A 17788-nucleotide genomic window follows, 5' to 3' on the forward strand; every position below is an offset into this window, starting at 1 on the left:
GGCCGAGCGCGGTCCGGCGGCAGCCCCGGTGCCGGTTCAGCCCAGTCGTCGCTACGTGGTTTTCTGCGCGTCGGCGGCGGCTTGGACGAAGGCGCGAACCAGGGGAGTCTCCGCGTCGCTGCGCCACACCGGGGCGTACCGCAGGGTCGGTCCGTCGGTGATGGGTAGGAAGGTGATGTCGCCTCGCCGCCGGGTGGCGGCCGCGTCCGAGCCGATCGGGGAGATGACGCTGCCACTGGCGGTCGCCCTGAATGCCTCCTCGAGGGTGGCCACGCCCAATCCGCGCCGGATGGGCCGCCCGGCCGGTGTCACGGCCGGGGTGTGCGCCTCCCACACGTAGTCGGGGATGGGGCCGTCCGGAAACGCCACCGGGTAGTCGCCGAGATCCTCCATCTCGACGCTGTCTCGGCCGGCCAGCCGATGATCGCAGGCAACCGCCAGCACCAGCTTCTCGGTGTGCAGCACCGGCCCGACGACGAGGTCAGGCTCGCGGATGGGAAGCCAGAGCAGCCCGATGTCGACCCGGCCGGCACGCAGCGCTCCGAGCGGATCGGTGGGCAGGATCTCGCGCAGGCGCAGCTCGCATTGCGGATGCCGCTGCCGGAACAGGTCGAGGACGGCCGCGATCGCCTGGTACTGGGTGGCCATCGTGCCGACGGTCAGCGTGCCGGCCTGCCCGCGAGCCGCGGCGGCGGCCTCGTCGATGCCCGACATGATCTCGCCGTAGCCGGTGCGGAGCCGGTCGCGAAGCCGCTCGCCGAGCGGGGTGAGCCGGACGCTGCGGCTGGTCCGCTCGAACAGGGCGCCGCCGATGCGGCGCTCCTGCTGTTTGATCGACTGACTCACCCGCGCCTGGGACACGCGGAGGCGTTCGGCCGTACGCCCGAAATGGAGCTCTTCCGCCAGCGTCAGGAAGATCTCGATGTCGCGCAGTTCCACCCGGCCGTCCCTCCCACTGAGCACGGGGCTTCGGGACCGGAAGTATATGGCGGTGGCAGCGGCTCGTCGCACGAGCGTGACCCGCACCGCCGCCGACCGCGTGGCTGCCTGGTGTCGAACGATAACCGGTGGCTAATGCGGCGGTGCGATCTTCTGCGTTGTTCGGCTCGGACGGTCGGGCGATCGTGGGTGCCATGAGGGAACGCTTGATCGACATCGTGGCGGTGCCGGACCACTCCGGGATCGCCCGTTGGCAGGCTGTGGTGCCACCCGGCTTCGTGGCCGGGGTGGCCGACCTGCGTCCGGTCATCCCGTTCGAGCACGGCCTTTTCGAGGTGGCGCTCGACATTCAGCCCGGCGCCGTCGAGCTGAACCTGTACGTGGAGCCGCAGTGGCGGCGGCGCGGGATCGGTTCCCTGCTGCTGGCGGCGGTCGGCGAACATGCCGTGCAGCAACGCCTGGTCGCCGAGGTCGCCGCGGGCTCTGCCGGGGAGGCGTTCTGCGTCCGGCACGGTTTCCGGCATACCGGATCCAGGTGCCATGACCTGCTCTCCTACGGCGACGTTCACCAGGCCTGGCTCGCTGAGCTGGTCGACGTCGGGCACGCCGGATACCGGCTGAGCCACTGGACCGGCGATCTGTCCGACGCGACCCAGGTCGAGGAACTGCTCCGCCACCCGAGCCGTCCGGGCAGCGCGGTGCTGAGCGCCGCGGAAGCCGACGGCGATCTGGTGGCCTACGCCGTGGCGGCCGTGGACGCGATGTCTCAGCGCCGCGCCCGCCAGTACGGGCCGAGCGTGCTCGCCGCCCATCGCGGACGGCGGCTGGGCCTGTGGGTCAACGCCGCCCTGATCAAGCGCCTGCGTGAGGTCCACCCGCACATCGACGAGATCGAGGCGCGCACCGCCGAGGATGACCTCGGCCTGCTCGCCTTACGCAGGCACCTCGGCTTCCACCACCTTCGGCGAACCCGCGTCTACGAGCTCGCCCTGCCGTAAGCCCCGTCCCACGATTCGCAGACCGAGCGGCACCGGAGCCGTCGCGTGCTGCCGGAGAGAGGTTTGTCATGAACAGTCCCGTACGTCACTGCAGCTGTTTTCCCCCGCCGTTCACGAGCCGCCCATTCAGGGCCAGGGGTCCCCCGAAGCCGGGCGGTGGTCCGTTCAGTCCGATTCACTCACGTCTCACAGGAGTTGAGTACCTTGTCCATCCCCCTCTCTGATCAGGACAAACTGACGTTGCGGACTGCGGCATACGGCGCTGTCACGCTGCTGTCGGCCGCCGGCGCCGCCGGCGGCTCGCCCCACAGGATCGCGACTGACGGCTCCATCGCCCTGGCCTCGGCAACCGGCCTGGTCGGGCACGTACTCGCCGAGAAGTCCACGGGAGTGGCCCTGAACGGCAAGTCGGTCGCCGAGATCGCCGACCGCGTACTGCCTGCTCTGACGGAGGCGATGCGCCTGCTCGAGAAGCAGGATCCGGCCGAGGCCGCGAACTTCCGCCGCACGGTCGTCGTCGCCCTCGACGCGGCCGTCCGGACCCGGCGGGGCGAGCCCGGTCCCACCGTGGCCGAGATGACCAACAAGATCATCGCGGCGCTCGACGCCGCCGCGGCCACGCCTGAGGTGACCGCATGACGACCTCAGCCATCGAGGCCTCGGGGCTGCGGAAGGCGTACAAGGACAAGGTCGTGCTCGACGGCATCGACCTCGAGGTCCGCGCGGGCACCGTGTTCTCGCTGCTCGGCCCGAACGGGGCGGGCAAGACCACGACGGTGAACGTACTGACCACGCTGATCGGCGCCGACAGCGGCACGGTGCGCGTGGCCGGGCACGACGTCGCGACCGAGGCCAAGGCGGTGCGCGCGGCCATCGGTGTCACCGGTCAGTTCGCGGCGGTGGACGAGCTGCTGACCGGGCAGGAGAACCTGCAGCTGATGGTCGACCTGAACCGTGCGGTCGGCGGCGACGGCAAGCGGATCGTCACGGGGCTGCTGGAGCGGTTCGATCTGATGGAGGCGGCGGGCAAACCCGCGTCGACCTACTCCGGGGGTATGCGCCGCAAGCTCGACCTGGCGATGACCCTGGTCGGCAACCCGCAGATCATCTTCCTGGACGAGCCGACCACCGGCCTGGACCCGCGCAGCCGCCGCATGCTGTGGTCGATCATCCGCGACCTCGTCGCCGACGGCGTGACCATCTTCCTCACCACCCAGTACCTGGAGGAAGCCGACCAGCTCGCCGACCGCATCGCCGTGCTCGACCAGGGCCGCCTGGTTGCCCAGGGCACCCCCGACGAACTCAAGCGCCAGATCCCCGGCACCCACATCCGGCTGCGGTTCACGACTCCCGCCGAACTCGACGCGGCCGCGGGGGCCTTCCCCGACGCGGCCCGCGACGACGAGGCACTCGCGCTGCGGGTGCCGGGCGACGGCGGCACCAAGTCGCTGCGGGAAGTGCTGGACCGCCTCGACGAGCACTCCCTCAACGCCGAGGAGTGCTCGGTGCACACCCCCGACCTCGACGACGTCTTCCTCGCCCTGACCGGTCACACCACGGAGGTGGACGCGAAATGAGCGCCAAGTCCCACTCGCTGGTGATGCTGCGCCGCAACCTCAAGCACCTCATCAGGAACCCGACGTCGGTGTTCAACGCCGTCCTGATGCCGATCATCATCATGCTGATGTTCGTGTACATGTTCGGTGACGCCTTCGACGTCGGCGTCGACTACATCGACTACGCGACACCGGGCCTGATCCTGCTGGCCGTCTGCTACGGGCTGGGCGGCACCGCGACATCGGTGAACTCCGACATGACCAAGGGCATCATCAACCGCTTCAAGGTCATGCACGTGTCCCGCGGCGCGGTGCTGACCGGCCACGTCATCGCCAGCGTGCTCACCAACCTGATCGCCATCGCCGCCCTGATCGGCGTGGCGTTCCTGCTCGGCTTCAGCCCCACGGCGAGCGCGCTCGACTGGCTCGGGGTGTCCGGCGTCATCGTGCTGCTGGCCTTCGCGACCGGCTGGTTCACCGTCGCGCTGGGACTGTCGGCGAAGTCGCCGGAGACCGCGGGCATGGCCGCGGTGCCGCTGGTCATGCTGCCGTTTTTCAGCAGCGCCATCGTCCCCGCCGAGACGATGGGCCCGGGCCTGCGGCAGTTCGCGCAGTACCAGCCCTTCACCCCGATCATCGAGACCACGCGCGGGCTGCTCGGCGGCGCACCGGACACCACCGACGCGGTGCTCGCCGTCGCCTGGTGCGTCGCCATCGCGCTGGTCGGCTACCTGTGGGCGCGGTCCACGTTCACGAAGCGAGCGTGACCTCGGCGACCTGACCTCCGCCTGCCCGGGTGCCCTCCCGGCGCCGCCTCGACGAGATGAACTCCGTCGAGGCGGCGCCGCACGCTTGCGCCATCCGGGCCGCGCCCGGGGCACGAACGATCCGGCACGCCGCCAGCAGGGAGCGGTCGTCGTGTCGCCCGGCACTGTCGTTCGGGTCGACGCTCCGGGCGGCAGCTCACCTGCCATCGTTGACGAGGCGTCGCCGGTGATCAGGCCGTTCGGAAACCTGGCGATGCCGCCCCACAGGATGGCGGTGTCCTGTCGAGCGGTCCGCTGCCCCAGGTCCCCCAGGTAGCCTCCCGAAATCGGTCGCGCGGCGTTCTCGCACCGGTCACCGACCGGACGCCCCGGACACGAGAGCGGCTATGGTGCGCGGATGGCGATCGACGGGTCGGGGCAGCGGCGGCCCAAGACGGCGGCGGCCGAGCTCGACGCGTACGTGCGCGAGTTCCGGGCGGGCGGCTACCCGGTGCCCCGGGTCGTCCACGCGGCGTGTGCGCGGTGCGGCGGATCGGAGTTCCGGGTGCGGGTCGACGACGAAGCCGGCTACGCCGACCGTACCTGCCATCCGTGCGGTGACCGGTGGGTCATGCTCGATGGCCTCGACGTCGCCGAGGACGCCGATCCCGGTGACGCCGCCTGCCTGTGCGGCGGTGAGCGGTTCGACGTTGCGGTGGGGTTCACGCTGTGTGAGGACGGTGAGGTGCGGTGGGGGTCGGTGGGGTTGCGCTGCACCGCCGACGGTGTCCTCGGGGTCTACGCCGATTGGAAAATCGACTACTCGCCCAGCGGTCACCTCATGGCCCGCGTCTGACAGGAGTGGTCGGGTGACACAGCCGCGGTTCCGTTACCACCCCGATCCGGTCGCGACCGGGTCCGCGGTTCCCACGGTTGAGGCGTGCGTGCTGTGCGGGGTTGCGCGCGGCTGGCGGTACGCCGGGCCGATCTACGGCCGCCAGGCCGACGTGCTGTGCCTGTACTGCATCGCCTCGGGTGAGGCGGCGCGTGCGTTGACGGGCGCGGTCGACTTCCCGTGCATGTTCACTGACGCGACCAACGTGCCGCCAGGCGTTCCGTTCGCCGTCGTCGAGGAGGTCACGCAACGCACGCCGGGGTTTGCCTCCTGGCAGCAGCCGAGCTGGCTGTATCACTGCGGCGACGGCGCCGCGTTTCTCGGCCCGGCCGGATACGAGGAGCTACGCGCCCACCCTGATGCGTTGGAGATGATGCGGGACGATCTGCACCAGCTCGGGTGGCCGGCGGATCAGGTCGGCGCGATGCTGCGGCGGATGGATGCCGCCGGTGAGCCGACGGCCTACCTGTTCCGGTGCCTGCACTGTGACGTGCACCTGGCCTCCTGGGACGCCGGATGACCGGCGGCAGCACGGACAGGGCAGCCGACGCCGGCGCGTCGGCCGGCGATGGGCGGATCCGGTTGCCGATGGCGTGGCGTACGTCCGGCGCTGGCGCGAGGACGTCACCGCGTGCCTGGATCGGCTGCAGCCTGCAGCCGAGATTCGAAGTCTGGTTTGGTCACCCGCCCGGCCGGCACACGATCGGCGGCGCCGCGGGGGAGGAGGAACTCGCCTCGCCCGCGGGCACGAGGAGGTGCGTCTTATCCGTGGACGGCGCGGCGACGTGGTACGACTGCTTCAGCGACGAGCGGACGAAGCGGGCGAGCAGTGACGACGAACAGAGCGGCCAACCTGCTGCGCAAACGCGAAAGCCCGCAGCGGCCGACCTTCCTGGAACTGTTCTTCGATCTGGTGTACGTCTTCGCGCTCACCCGGATCGTGCACGAGTTGGTGCTGGACTACACCAGGGGCCACGTCGCCGAGACATTGACCACTACCCTTTCGGAAAACGGCGAGACACTGCTGCTGCTCCTGGCCCTCTGGTGGATCTGGGCCCAGACGGCGTGGACAACCAGCAGATTCGACCCGTTCCAGCCGGCGATCCAGGTCGTTGTCGTCGCGACAATGCTGGGAAGCCTGTTCCTGGCGGTCGCGATATCCGGGGCTCTCGCCGAGACCGGCCTGCTCTTCGCGGGCACGTACGCCGCGATCCAGGTGGGCCGCACCCTCTTCTTCGCACTCACCATGCGGGGTCACATTCTGCGCCGCGTCAACATGCTGGCGCTCGTCTGGTTCGGCGCGTCGGCCGTCCCGTGGCTCACCGGCGCTTTCGCACCGGAGTTGACGCGCAACCTGCTGTGGACGCTGGCCCTGGCGATCGACTACCTGGGGGGCAGACTCGGCTGGCCGGTACCCCGGCTGGGTCGCGCACGGGAGTCCCCGTGGGCTGTGGCGGGCGAGCACCTGGCCGAACGCTACTGGCAGCTCGTCATCGTCGCGCTTGGTGAGACGATCCTGACCTCAGGATCGAGTCTCCTACGAGGTCCGATCGTGGCCGAACGAACATTGGCCCTTACATTGTCGTTCCTCACCACGGTGTTGCTGTGGCGGATCTACTTCTACCGGGCCGGCCAGATCTTGGGGGAGGCCATCGCGGCATCTGCCGACCCAGGCAGGCTCGGTCGGTCGGCCGAGATTTCCCACCTGCTCATGGTGGCCGGAATCCTCGCCACCTCAGCCGGTTCCGAACTCGTCCTCATGGATCCAACCGGACAGGCCAAACCCGCCTGGGTCGGCGCCATCCTCGGCGGGCCCGCGCTCTACCTCGCCGGGCGCTCATTGTTCGAGTACGTGGCCTTCGCCCGCGTGTCCCGGCCGCGGCCGATCGGGATCCTCGTCCTCGCGGGCATAGCGCCGGTGATGGTCGGCCGGCCGCCACTCGGGGTCGCTGCGGCAGCTGCCGCCGTCCTGCTCGGCGTCGCCGTCTCGGACGCGATCCGAGCCCACGGACGCCCATTGGAGCAGGCCTCGCCGCCACGCTGACGCGTACCCGCTACCCCACCGAACAGGTCCGCGCAACCAGCGCCGCCCGCAGCCTGGACGGCAATGCCGTTGGCCAAGGTCATCAGGTAGGCGGCCAGTGCGTCGGATCGCAGTCAGCAGGCAGAACCCTCGTCAACCACCTGCCGGAAGCGATCGCGGAGGCTGACATGTTGTTTGTCGTGCCAGGTGTTGAGCGCGTCCCGCGCCTCTGGCCCGAGGCGGCCGACGGATAGGAGACCCAACCCGTCGCGCTGTCGGGGCGCGGCGGCGACGGCCACGGGGTCAGATGGTGACGACGATCTTCCCCGCCGGGTGCCCGTCCCGCAGGTGCCGGATCGCGTCGCCAGCCTGGGCCAGGGGATAGGTGCGGTCGACCGCAGGGGTCAGAACCCCTGATTCGATGAGGGTTCCCAGCTCATTCAGGTCTTCGGTCCGCTCGACCGCACTCACGCTGCGCAGCCGTTGACCGACGAACAGGGACAGCAGCGGCGCGCGGACCATCTGCCGGTCGTAGCCGCTGAGCACCGGGCCCTTGGTGTATGTTCCGCCGACCAGCGCCAGTGTCCCGTGTGGGGTGAGGGCGCGGCGAAGGAGGGAGACCGGCCGGTCGCCGCCGGTGTCGATGACCACGTCGTAGGTCGGGCCGTCGCGGTCGATCTCCTCGCTGGTGTAGTCGAGGATGTCGTCGGCGCCGAGGGCGCGTACGAACGCGGCCCTGGCCGGTGTGCAGACGGCGGTGACTGTCGCCCCGTACGCCTTGGCGATCTGCACGGCGTGCGCCCCGACGCCGCCGGACGCGCCGATGACCAGCACGCGGTGTCCCCGGCGCACCGCGCCGCTGTCGCGGACCGCGCGCAGCGCTGTCATCCCGGAGACCGGAGCGGCGGCGGCCTGCGCGAACGACACGTTGGCCGGCTTGTGGGCGAGTCGCCGCTCCGGCGCGCTCGCGAACTCGGCGTACGAGCCGCGCAGACAGGTGCCATATACCTCGTCGCCGGGCCGGAACCGGGTCACGCGGGCGCCGACCGCGGCCACCACCCCGGCCAGGTCCCGTCCGCGCACCGGCACCCGGGGCCGGCGCAGCCCGCTGGCCAGCCGAGCCAGATAGGGGCGGCCGGTCATGAAGATCCAGACTCCGGGGTCGACGCCGGCGGCGTGGACCTGGACGAGGACGTCCTTGTCGCCCACGGGCGGCTGGTCGATGTCGCGTAGGTGGAGCACGTCGGCTGGGCCGTAGCTGTCCTGGACGATGGCCCTCATGGTGCCGTCTCCTCGGGGTACTGGAACACGTCGTCGAGCCGTACGCCGAACACGCGGGCGATCTTGAACGCCATCTCCAACGACGGTGAGTAGCGGCTTTGCTCGATGGCGATGACGGTCTGCCGGGTCACACCGATCCGGTCGGCGAGCTCGGCCTGGGTCATCTCGTCGTGCGCGAAGCGCAGCGCGCGAATGCTGTTCGTGACGCGGGTCGGCTTCACCACTGCGGGACGCCCCTGCGGTAGACGATCACCTTGGCCAGGGAGCCGATCGCCGCCGACAGGACGAAGCACAGGTAGATGACGTTGGCGATCCAGAACCAGTCCCACCTGGCCAGCGCCATCAGCATCGCCGACACCGCGCCGATGACCACGAACGCCTGGCCGACGTGGTCGCCGAGCCGTCCGATCTCCCGGTCGCGTACGTCCTTGACCCGGGAAGCGCGCGGGTTCACCACGCCCACACCGATTTCGGCCACGATGTTCGCGACGATGGCCCCGCCGACCGTCCACAGCAGAACACCGGCGTACGGGGTGGCCGTGAGCGGTCCGCCGTCGGCCTGGTTCAGGACGACGGCGGCATAGACCGAATACCCCACCACGCTGACCACCAGCATGATCCAGGCGCGCTTCTCCTCGTGTGTCACGGCCGCCTCCCTTGTAAAGAATTCTTGACACAGCCAGAGTATGGCGATTTTGACATCATGTCTAGAACCTTTTACATCGCATCGATCCGAGATCGGGGTGGAGCAGGAGGTCCCGCTGGCCGCTCGCCGCGGCCGGCGTACCGCCGTGCAGCCTCTGGATGAGCAGTTCGGGCCCGTGGGTCGCCAGCCGCAGGTGGGCGAGCCGACCGAAGCCCCAGTGACAGAGCGCGGCCGTGGCCAGCAGATTCCCCCGGTTGTGCAAGCTGGGTGAAGGCGCTCACCGGCATCGACATGAAACGGGATCACCGACGCCTGCGCGAGAGGAGGCCTTCGACGCCTCATAAAACTCGCCGCCCGGGCTGAAGTCCCGGCGCATCTGGCCGACCAGTGGTTCGACGACTGGCCTGACTTCTCACCGCTACCCGGCCCACCGCCGCCAACACCGGGATATCGAGCCCCCGGCGGTACGGTGACAGCAACCAGGGATCACTAATCGATTGCCGGTCGGGGCGGGACTGCCTAGCTTGCTCACCGTGCAGACCATTGGTCCTGGTGCATGCGGGTACACCGCATGAGTGGCCGCCTGCGCGAGATCGCTCGGCAGACGGTGGCGATCGCCGAGGCGGGACGCTATCGCAACGGCGCCGGTGACGACGTCGTCATCGGCGGGGCGGTACGTGCCGCGGTTGCCGGCACTCGTCATCACCTGCCGGACGAGGTGCTCCCGGTGGGAGCCGCGGGGCCCGGCGCCGGCACGGTCGAGGTGACGTACGAGTCGACGTTGCAGGCGGCTCGTCGGCTGGGGCCCGGCGCGGCGTGTCTGGTGTTCGCGTCGGCGAAGAACCCGGGTGGCGGGTTCCTGGGCGGGGCGCAGGCGCAGGAGGAGAGCATCGCTCGTTCGTCGGCGCTGTACCCGTGTCTGCTCGCCGCGCCGGAGTTCTACGCGTTCCACCGCGGGCAGCGGGATCTGCGCTACAGCGACCGTGTCATCTACTCCCCGGACGTGCCGGTGTTCCGCGACGACAAGGGCAACCTGCTCGACCAGCCGTACACGACGTCGTTCCTGACCGCTGCGGCACCGAATCTCGGCGCAATCGTGCGCAACCAGCCCGAGCGCGCCGGGGATGTGCCGGCGGTGCTGGCCCGGCGTGCCCGGCGGGTGCTGGAGGTCGCCGCGGCGCACGGGCATCGGACGATCGTGCTGGGCGCGTGGGGGTGCGGGGTGTTCCGCAACGATCCCGCTACGGTTGCCGGTGCGTTCGCCGATGCGCTGCGGGTGGTCGACCGATTCGACCACGTGGTGTTCGCCATCCGCGACGGCCTGCCGGGCACACCCGTGTACCGCACGTTCGCGGAACGCTTTCCGGGATCTGCCGTGGACTCGGCGGGTGGTGACGATCGTGGGTGAGCGTCGCAGGGCCCGCCGGACCCCGCAGGAGAAGAAGCAGCTCAGCTACGAGCACGACCGGCGAAACAACTACGGCGAGAACGACAAGGCCTCCCGCAAGAGCATCCGCCGTAACAAGCGCTACCCGAACCGGTCCAACCGCCACCACGATCGGCAGGTGCTCGACGCAGCAGCGGGTTCGATGAACGAACATGTCGCGGAAGCGGTCGAGCAGACGCTGTACGTCAAGCGGCGGCGACGGTGGCGCAAGTGGCCGGACATACCGTTAGGGGTCCACGTCGAGGCGGCTCTGGAACGCCGGCAGCAGCTGGAAGACGGCCAGGGCGGCCAACTGGAGGCGAGGCTGCAACGCCTGCGCAGGCGGGGGAGGCGTTGTCCCGAGCAGGGCATGTCTGGTCTGCGTGGCTGAGGCTGCCAATGCCCCGCGGATCCGGTTCCGGTTCGAGCTGCGCCCGCTGGCCCAAGTGCATCCCTGGGGCCGAGAGCGGCGCACGCTGCACTGGTTCGGCCTGACCGATGGCTGGTATTGGATCGAACTGAACGGTCACGAGCTGCTGCGCTATTCCGACCAGACGGTGCGCCGCCGGCAGACCGACGGCTACGAGGGCATGCCCTACGCCGACTACTATGTGGTTCGGCTGTGGGAGGACCTGCTGCAGTTACTGCCCGCAGTACTCGAGCCGGTGCCCACCGACCTGGTGCCGTTCGTCGAAGCCGACTCCACCAGTTGGGCGGAGCGGGGTGAGCACGAGGAAGACTTCACCGCCGAAATCTGGTACGGCGACCGGGTTCTTGACGTGGGCTATCTGCGCAACGCACCGGTGATCCGATGGTGGCGCACCATCATCAACGGTGCCGACGCGGTGACGGTCGACTGGTGGAACCGACGCTGCGAGAAGGACCTCGATGTCACGTTCGCCGACCCGGTACGGGGCCGCCTGGTCCTCACCACCGAGGAGCTCATCGACGCCGTGCGGGATCTTGACCGTGACCTGATGGCGGCGATGCACGAGCGGATCACCCTGCTGGAAGAGCGGCACGTCGTACTGCCTGATGTCGAGTTGGACCTGGCCGCGTTGCGTGCCGAGCACCATGACCGCGCCACCTGGTTGCGGCACGCTCTGGACCGGCGTGTGCAATCCGATTGGACAGCCATCAGAGCCGGGGCAGCCCTGCTGAGACGCTCGTCATGACCATCACGACGCCTACGACGCGAAACGGGTGACCAGGGACGTCGACGCAATGTTCGTCCCGCACGGAGTCGTCCTCGATGAGGCGCGGGCCGACGAACTGGGCCTACCGCCGCGGCCAACGTCGTCCAGTTCTGGGAGCCGCTTACCGAGGCTGAGGAATACAACCTGACGTCCGTCTGAGATCAGCGGTGGCGGCCTGACCGTGGAGGTCAGTCGCCGTGGTGGCGGCTGGTCGAGTGGAGTGATCCGTGAGGGCCCTGCCGAGCAGGCTCGCTGTCCACCACTGGCTTGCCCAGCCGGCTCACCCAGTCGACGAACTCCGCGTCCTGCCTCGGCAGCGGCTCGCCGTCCGGCCGGGTGCCTGCGCCGTCCGCGTCGGCCCGGGATCTGTTGCGCCGGAACAGGCCCAGCCGGCCGCCAGCCCGTTTGCTGGTCCGTTCCGCTTTGCCAACGGATGCCGGGGCGGCCGGCGCGGGGACTGCGGCGACCGGAACGGCCCCGGCGGGGCTGGCCTGCGCGGCGTCGGCCGTGGGCCGGGTACCGGCGCGCCGGGCGTTCGCGAGGGCATCCCAGTTCGCGGCCTGATCCAGGTCGGGCAGGGGTGGCCGGTGCCGAGGTGGGAGCGCCGGTTCGGCGCTGTCCTGCGTGCAGGCCGGGTCGGTTGCCTCGGCGCGCGGAGCGGGCTCGGTCGTGGGCGGCACCCGCCAGGCCGGAACGACTGGCTGAGCCGCCCGAACTCGAGTCCGGTCGGCCTGCGGCGGCTGGTAGATACGGCGCGTCCCCGGAGCGGCGGTTGCCCCGTCGAGTTCGATGTTGTCGGCCCCCGCCGTTCCGGAGCCGTCCCCACCGGGTCTCGCGGGAAGGTGGGCCGCCGTCGCGGGCGCCGGTTGCGATGTCTCCGGTGCGGCGAGGTCGGCCGGTGCGGCGAGGTCGGCCGGTATGGCGAGGTCGCCAGATGCGGCCGAGGCGGCGGTTACCGTCGGTGCGGCGGTCCGCGTCCTGGAGTGGGCGAGCACACCGTAGCCAAGTGGTTCGGCCGCGGTCGCGTGCGTCGCTGCCGTCACGCCGACGAACCTCTCCGTGCCGGCCAGGTCGACGGGCTCCGGCTCGTCGGCCGCGCCAGTGCCTGGCGTCATGGCCTGCGGCACGGCGGGGTCGGACAAGGGACGGAGAATGTCGGTCGGCTCGACGACCCGCTCTTCGGAGGTGCGCGACAGGATCGGCCAGCGGATCAACGTGGCGGCGGCCGAGCCGAGCACGCCGGCGGCGACGGCGAGCAGCGCGCCGTAGTACGGCGTGATCTGGTACCGGTCGATGGCGCCGCCGGGACCGGCGGTCAGGTAGGCGAACGCGATCAGCAACGCGCCGGTCGCACCGGTCGCGCCGTTGACCAGAGGCGGATGCCTGCGCCAACGGGCCAACCCGCCGGTCGCCGCGCCGACGAGCAGGGCCACCGCTGGCAGCATCAGGAGAGCCTGGCGGTGTGCCGCGTCGGCGTCGAGACCGGCCTGCTCCAGCACGCCGATCCGTACGGCGGGCAACGGCCCGGCGGTTGCGAGCGCCGGGACGACCGAGATGAGCGCCAGCAGCCAGACCACGCCGCCCACCGCCGCCATGTTCCAGCCCAGCGGCGGCTTCAGCAGTACGGCGATCGCGGCACTCGCGCCGACCAGCGCGCCGACGATCACGCAGATGCCGAGGGCCCAGGTCGGGTCCACAGAGAAACGATCGGCGGCCTGGGCCGGCCGGACGCAGAGCGGCGCGATGACGGTGGCGCCCAGCGCGGCAGCGGCGGCGATGGCCACCAATCTGCCGGTGCTTTCCAGCACCCCGAACCGGCGGGCCAGGCGTGCGGTGACGACCGTGCCGGCTACGGCGGCGTGTGCCGCGAACCAGCCCACCCAGGCGAGCTGGGCGGGCCACTGGTTGACGTTGGCTCCGGTGGAGACGCCGGTGAGCTGGACGATGCCGATGCTGAACGCGATGCCGAGCTGACCGGCACCGGCGAGCACGCCCATCCCGAAAGCTGCGACCAACAGGTTACGCCAAGTGCGAGAGCCCATGCCCGGCACCGTACGCACCTTTTGGGGCAATCGTTACCAAAACGCGGTATTCCATGTCGGACGGCCGTCCCAGCTGTCATCCCAGTTCGATCAGGTGCACGACGTACCTGGTGCGGTCCACCTTGGTGCCCATGTGGAGTTGCGCTGTTTTGTAGAACTGCTTGTCGAACGCCGATGACCAGCGCCTCGCCGGCAGCGGCTGGCCTGCTGATCAGCGCGGTCACGGATCGTGTGACCGACGCCGAGTACGTCTCATGCCGCCCACCCGTGTGGGCGAGGGTCTCGATCTCCGGCCAGCCAGGCCCAGGCGAACCTGAGCCTGGCTGGCCGGGCCACGTGCGGCTAGACGTCGCCGGACCGTGCCCCGGGCAGCGTCCGTACGACGGTCAGCGTCACATCGGCGTCCTGGTAGGACACCCTGAACAGGTGGTGGCCCGCGTTGAGGACCCGCCGCTCCGGCAGGGAATGGAAGTTGCCCCGGATCGAGTCGCCGCTCATGATTGTCAGTACCGCGCCCGGAGTGAGGCGCGCGCGAACGTCCAGGGCGAGTTCGCCGTCCAGCACCAGGTCACCTGCGGCCCGCACGCTCGTGTAGTCGTGGTCGCCGCAGATGGTGATGGCGACACGACCCGCTCGGCTGATGGTCACGTTGCCGCCGACGTTCAGGACGTTGCCGGGCGCGACGTCGGTGAGGGTGATGGACGCCGCGGACGCCGCTTCCGCGGACGACAGACCGGGCTGCAGCACACCGCGGTCGACGTCGATGCTGCCTGCCACGAAACCGGTGCCACCGAGCGTGCCGCCCTTGACGTCGATCGAGCTTGCGTGCGAGCCGGTGATCGAAAGCTTACCGCCTTCAACCGTGGTTCCGCCCTCGTAGGTATCGTCGCCCGCCATGATCAGCGTCCCGGGGCCTTGCTTGGTCAGAGAAGCCGTGTAGAGGTTTTGGTGGATGTTTTTCTGAATGTAGGCCGCGCGCTGGTCCATCCATTCCTTGCGCCACTTGACGGCGTCCTCATGGGTGATCTTGTCGTACAACTCGGGATGGCCGTCAGTGATGGCTTGGATGTAAGGATCAGCCAAGATGCCCTGAAGCATGAAGGCCTGTTCCTTGAGCGTGCCGTCCGGGTTCAGTACGTTGGGGCCGAATTCACCGGCGTAGGCAATGCCGTGCTCCTTGTAGCCCGCCAGCCACTCCAGATCTTCCCTTTCCCTTTCCTTGATCGCGGTTTGGCTGATGTCGTTCGACCAGACGTCCAGGGGCGCTTTATCCATGTTGTAGGTCATGGGGCTCAGGAACTGGCCGGGACCGTACATGCCTTTGGCCAGATCGGGAATCCCCCAGCCCCAGCGTTCGTCCGGAAGACCGTCGGGAGCGGTCCAGGCGATGGATGCTCCGGAGGGGGAGGTTTGCCCGGTGCCGAGGAATCTCATACCGTCGGACATCTTGTTATTCGCCGTGGTGAACATCAGCTCACGGACCTGCTTGGCGTCCATGTTCGGGTAGCGGGAGAGCAGAACCCCCATCACCGCTGTCGCAACAGGCGTTGCCGGGGACGTGCCGCTCGAGTTTGAATAGTTGGTGTCACCACCGCTGTTCGTGGTCCGCACACTGTTTGAAGGGGTAGACACGGTCCACCATTTGGCGAGCCCCGCCTCGTTGTACCCGGACTGCTTTGTGTATTCGGGATTGGCCGCAGTGGGTGGTTGCACCCCGCCGACGGCTACCCATTGCTTCTCCGCCGAGGGATTGAAGAAGGGGTATGCAGGGCGGAAATACGGGTTGCTCCAGTCGTTGTTGCCGGCCGACCTTACGTTGACCGTACCGCTGTCCTTGATAACGTCCCAGATGGCATCCATGAAGGAGCGTCCGGGGTAACTCGGATTGTATTGGATGCCGCCCTTCGAATAGCTCTTCTTGAAGAGGAAGTACTGGTACTCCAGATCCTTCAGGTACTCGTTGGGTATAATGGTCGCCATTGCCGTGGCGCTGGCGCTGTCTTTGCCACGCAGTTGGTAGGCGTTGACGAGGTTGCCGTTGACACCAAGGTCGTTTCCTAGGCCGTCAAAGCGGGTCCTGTCGAGAGTCTGGACATAAGAGCCCCAGCTGCTGTTGATGACCTGGGCGCCTGCGTCGACCAGGGCCTTGTTGGCGGTGTGCCAGTACACGTAATCGTGGAAGGGGCCGTGGGACTGGGTATCGGAGCCGCCGGTCATGGCGACATACATCGTCGAGCCAAAGGCGATGCCGTGCTGGTCTTTGACATCGCGGATGCCGGAGGTAACCCCAAGCATGCCGGTTCCATGCGCGAAGTCACTGGTTCTCGCCTGATCGCCGGCCACAGTGAACGGCTGGCCCGCAGTGAACGGGTTCGCCGGGGTTGCTGCGTTTCGATACCCGAAGCCGGACGTGCCGTATACACCCTCGGCTCTCACCGGAACGATCAGCCCGGTCTGAAATGCTTCGTGTGTAGGCCGGTAGCCCGAATCCATCATGCCCAGCGCGACGCCCTGCCCGCGGTACCCCAGGGCGTAGGCGGTGGACGCGTTTACTGCGACGAGCTGCCATGGGGAATCGACTGCGGTCCCAGGGTTGGAAGGATTATGGCCGGTAAAATAGCCATATTCCGGCGTTTCCCAACTGGCTTTAGCGGCAGCTAGTTCCTCTGGCCTCGTGGCGACAAAGCCGGGGTCTCCCGGGTATGCCGGCCCGCCGCCGATATGGCCAGGGGTCGATGTCGGACCGCTCTTGGACGATGCCGAGGCGAACCCGGCCGGAAACAAGGCGATGCCTCCTCCGGCGGCGAGGACACCTCCCAGCCGACGCAGAAACTGCCGCCGATTCACGAACCTCATGCTCATCTCCGACTCCTTCCGATGGGTCGATACCTCTGGCGGACCAGAGCGGCCTGCTGCGTCCCAGCGCCATTTTCTACACCCGCTGGTCGAGACAAATGATGTGCCGTTTCGCCGCTACCAGGCGGCGGATGTCGACGGCCTTGATCGGGGTCCCGACTGCGGCGCGAGCGGAAGCATGAATGTCGGATGCCAACTGCTGACGAGGCCGGTGCCGACGGTGACTTCGACGCCGGAAACGCTCCATGCGAGTGGCAATGCAGACGGCGCAAGCCGGCAACCGGCAATGGCCATTGCGAACCGACGCGGTGCGCGCACCTTTGCGGCGGCAGCCGCGACCAGAAGGAACCCCGGCCACGTCAGGACGGCGAACTGGAACGCTCCCACAAGTGGGCCTCCCTGTATGGTCACCAAATTAGACTGCGACAGAAGTCCCTCGTCAAGAGGGCAAAATCTGTCCACCAGAAGCGGTTTGAGCGACCGTCCATATCGATTCACATAACTGCTGTGCGCCGGGCCGTGGGTTGCGTCCACGGACGTCGCGTACGATTTGCCCGTGATGGGCTTGTTGCGTATATGAGAGGCGGCCACCGCGCGACCCTTCGAGACGGCAAAGTCCCAGTGAAGGAGAGTGATGCGCGGTGGCCGCATCATGCCGATAGCCGGTGAACGAGACCCCCGCCTTCTCGAAGTGCTCGTAGAGCTTGCGGTCGGTCGAGTGCATGCACTTGACGGGATCGCAGGTCGAGGGCTGCGCAGATGCCTGGGCGCCCGGGTGTCCGTGCTGTTGACGGCGCCGATGTTGGTGTGCGACATCAGCCAGGTGTAGACGTGTCGGGTCTCTGGCTCGGACAACGGGTACTCGCGCCGGGGCCGCCCTGGGTCAGGTTCCGGTCGGTGGCGTCGTCCTCCGGCATGACGGGCCAGTTGTGCGGGTAGTTGCGGTGCAGGTCGAGGTCGCCGACGCCGTCCTCGTCGAAGGGACCGCCGCCGTCGTTGTCCGCACCCCCGAAGAGCACCAGGTCATCGGCCGCTACAACCCGGAGGCAGTCGTCTGCGTCGGCATCCCCTTCGGCCACACCCGACCGCAATGGATCCTCTCCCAGGGCGGCGCCATCACCGTTGATGGCATGGAACGTCGAACTTTCGCCGACTATCGGTAGGACCGTCCACCGGGCCCAACG

Annotated in this window: 16 protein-coding genes and 1 pseudogene; 11 read left to right on the forward strand and 6 right to left on the reverse strand. The window is 68.7% G+C overall.

Annotated elements, in window-relative coordinates; all coding sequences use genetic code 11:
• Nucleotides 1–51: 51 nt before the first annotated feature.
• Nucleotides 52–1026, reverse strand: coding sequence for a LysR family transcriptional regulator (locus GA0070620_RS00255; RefSeq protein ID WP_231922057.1), 975 nt, complete (start codon nucleotides 1024–1026; stop codon nucleotides 52–54).
• A 107-nt stretch (nucleotides 1027–1133) separates the two neighbouring features.
• Between GA0070620_RS00255 and GA0070620_RS00260 the strand changes: the two genes are divergently transcribed.
• From GA0070620_RS00260 to GA0070620_RS00285, 7 genes are all read left to right on the forward strand, one after another.
• Complete coding sequence (locus GA0070620_RS00260) at nucleotides 1134–1937, forward strand: GNAT family N-acetyltransferase (RefSeq protein ID WP_157741468.1); 804 nt, start codon at nucleotides 1134–1136, stop codon at nucleotides 1935–1937.
• Nucleotides 1938–2141: 204 nt separating this feature from the next.
• A complete protein-coding gene (locus tag GA0070620_RS00265) occupies nucleotides 2142–2576 on the forward strand; it encodes a hypothetical protein (RefSeq protein WP_091597707.1) in 435 nt (144 codons plus the stop codon).
• Nucleotides 2573–3514, forward strand: coding sequence for an ATP-binding cassette domain-containing protein (locus GA0070620_RS00270; protein ID WP_091587311.1), 942 nt, complete (start codon nucleotides 2573–2575; stop codon nucleotides 3512–3514). The genes GA0070620_RS00265 and GA0070620_RS00270 overlap by 4 nt, the downstream gene beginning before the upstream one ends.
• Nucleotides 3511–4260, forward strand: coding sequence for an ABC transporter permease (locus tag GA0070620_RS00275; protein ID WP_091587314.1), 750 nt, complete (start codon nucleotides 3511–3513; stop codon nucleotides 4258–4260). The genes GA0070620_RS00270 and GA0070620_RS00275 overlap by 4 nt, the downstream gene beginning before the upstream one ends.
• Before the next feature lie 397 nt (nucleotides 4261–4657).
• Entirely contained in the window at nucleotides 4658–5095 is a 438-nt protein-coding gene (locus GA0070620_RS33110; RefSeq protein ID WP_197677507.1) for a hypothetical protein, read from the forward strand.
• Nucleotides 5096–5108: 13 nt separating this feature from the next.
• The gene (locus GA0070620_RS00280) at nucleotides 5109–5654 is read left to right on the forward strand and encodes a CbrC family protein (RefSeq protein WP_197677508.1); all 546 of its coding nucleotides are present in this window, start codon (nucleotides 5109–5111) and stop codon (nucleotides 5652–5654) included.
• Nucleotides 5655–5963: 309 nt separating this feature from the next.
• Nucleotides 5964–7178, forward strand: coding sequence for a low temperature requirement protein A (locus GA0070620_RS00285; protein WP_231922059.1), 1215 nt, complete (start codon nucleotides 5964–5966; stop codon nucleotides 7176–7178).
• Nucleotides 7179–7460: 282 nt separating this feature from the next.
• Here GA0070620_RS00285 and GA0070620_RS00290 read toward each other — a convergent pair whose 3' ends face one another.
• Genes GA0070620_RS00290 through GA0070620_RS00300 form a run of 3 tightly spaced genes read right to left on the reverse strand, consistent with a single transcriptional unit; the run spans nucleotide 7461 to nucleotide 9084 of the window.
• Nucleotides 7461–8438, reverse strand: coding sequence for an NAD(P)-dependent alcohol dehydrogenase (locus GA0070620_RS00290; RefSeq protein ID WP_091587321.1), 978 nt, complete (start codon nucleotides 8436–8438; stop codon nucleotides 7461–7463).
• Nucleotides 8435–8662 (reverse strand): helix-turn-helix transcriptional regulator, encoded by a 228-nt coding sequence (locus tag GA0070620_RS00295; protein WP_091587323.1) that lies wholly within the window; start codon nucleotides 8660–8662, stop codon nucleotides 8435–8437. The genes GA0070620_RS00290 and GA0070620_RS00295 overlap by 4 nt, the downstream gene beginning before the upstream one ends.
• On the reverse strand, nucleotides 8656–9084 hold the full coding sequence (locus GA0070620_RS00300) for a hypothetical protein (RefSeq protein WP_091587325.1): 429 nt from the start codon (nucleotides 9082–9084) through the stop codon (nucleotides 8656–8658). The genes GA0070620_RS00295 and GA0070620_RS00300 overlap by 7 nt, the downstream gene beginning before the upstream one ends.
• A gap of 571 nt (nucleotides 9085–9655) precedes the next feature.
• Between GA0070620_RS00300 and GA0070620_RS00305 the strand changes: the two genes are divergently transcribed.
• The 3 genes from GA0070620_RS00305 to GA0070620_RS00315 are packed head-to-tail and all read left to right on the forward strand — an operon-like array spanning nucleotide 9656 to nucleotide 11685.
• Nucleotides 9656–10492, forward strand: a complete 837-nt coding sequence (locus GA0070620_RS00305) for a TIGR02452 family protein (RefSeq protein ID WP_091587328.1) — start codon at nucleotides 9656–9658, stop codon at nucleotides 10490–10492.
• Complete coding sequence (locus tag GA0070620_RS00310) at nucleotides 10473–10901, forward strand: hypothetical protein (RefSeq protein WP_157741469.1); 429 nt, start codon at nucleotides 10473–10475, stop codon at nucleotides 10899–10901. Before GA0070620_RS00305 ends, GA0070620_RS00310 begins: the two co-directional genes overlap by 20 nt.
• The gene (locus GA0070620_RS00315; protein ID WP_197677509.1) at nucleotides 10894–11685 is read left to right on the forward strand and encodes a DUF5984 family protein; all 792 of its coding nucleotides are present in this window, start codon (nucleotides 10894–10896) and stop codon (nucleotides 11683–11685) included. The genes GA0070620_RS00310 and GA0070620_RS00315 overlap by 8 nt, the downstream gene beginning before the upstream one ends.
• Nucleotides 11686–11894: 209 nt before the next feature.
• Here GA0070620_RS00315 and GA0070620_RS00320 read toward each other — a convergent pair whose 3' ends face one another.
• Both GA0070620_RS00320 and GA0070620_RS00325 read right to left on the reverse strand, forming a co-directional pair.
• Nucleotides 11895–13748 carry a hypothetical protein gene (locus GA0070620_RS00320; RefSeq protein WP_157741470.1) on the reverse strand — a complete coding sequence of 618 codons (1854 nt, stop codon included), beginning with the start codon at nucleotides 13746–13748 and terminating at the stop codon, nucleotides 11895–11897.
• 342 nt (nucleotides 13749–14090) lie between these two features.
• Nucleotides 14091–16610, reverse strand: coding sequence for a S8 family serine peptidase (locus tag GA0070620_RS00325; protein ID WP_091587335.1), 2520 nt, complete (start codon nucleotides 16608–16610; stop codon nucleotides 14091–14093).
• 1031 nt (nucleotides 16611–17641) lie between these two features.
• On the opposite strand from GA0070620_RS00325, the pseudogene GA0070620_RS32505 reads away from it, so the two are divergent.
• Nucleotides 17642–17767: pseudogene (locus GA0070620_RS32505) on the forward strand (LD-carboxypeptidase); the annotation flags it as partial.
• Between the last annotated feature and the right edge of the window lie 21 nt (nucleotides 17768–17788).

The sequence above is a fragment of the Micromonospora krabiensis genome (assembly GCF_900091425.1).
Classification (GTDB): domain Bacteria; phylum Actinomycetota; class Actinomycetes; order Mycobacteriales; family Micromonosporaceae; genus Micromonospora; species Micromonospora krabiensis.